The following is a 555-nucleotide window of genomic DNA, read 5'->3' as shown; positions in this document are numbered from 1 at the left end:
CCTCGGCCTGCGCGGCGAGTTCCTCGGACGTGGCGCTGATCTGCTCGGAGGCGCCGGCATTCTGCTGGGTGACCTGGTCGAGCTGCTGGATCGCCTCGTTGATCTGCGCGGCGCCGATGTCCTGCTCGCGGCAGGCGGCGCTGATCTCGCTGACCAGTTCGGCGGTGCGGCGGATGTCCGGCACCAGGCGGCCGAGCATGTCGCCGGCCTCGGCGGCAGCTTTCACCGTTTCGCTCGACACCGAGCTGATCTCGGCAGCGGCACCCTGGCTGCGCTCGGCGAGCTTGCGCACTTCGGAGGCGACCACCGCGAAGCCGCGGCCATGCTCGCCGGCGCGCGCTGCTTCGACCGCGGCGTTGAGCGCCAGAAGATCAGTCTGGCGGGCGATTTCCTGGACGATGCCGATCTTCTCGGCGATCGTGCGCATCGCGCCCACGGCGCGGTCGACGGCGACGCCGCTGGTCTCGGCGTCCTTGGCGGACTGGCGCGCGATCTTCTCGGTCTGCGCGGCGTTGTCGGCGTTCTGCTTGATGTTGGCGGCCATCTCTTCCATCG

Annotated in this window: 1 protein-coding gene; it reads right to left on the bottom strand. The window is 70.1% G+C overall.

The annotated features are described in order from the left end of the window. On the bottom strand, positions 1–555 hold a 555-nt coding region (locus tag SPI01S_RS21630), incomplete at both ends, for a methyl-accepting chemotaxis protein (protein ID WP_245653733.1).

The sequence above is a fragment of the Sphingomonas pituitosa NBRC 102491 genome (assembly GCF_001598435.1).
GTDB lineage: Bacteria > Pseudomonadota > Alphaproteobacteria > Sphingomonadales > Sphingomonadaceae > Sphingomonas > Sphingomonas pituitosa.
Note: the sequence above shows the minus strand (reverse complement) of the source record. Positions and strands in the feature narration are given on the sequence as shown.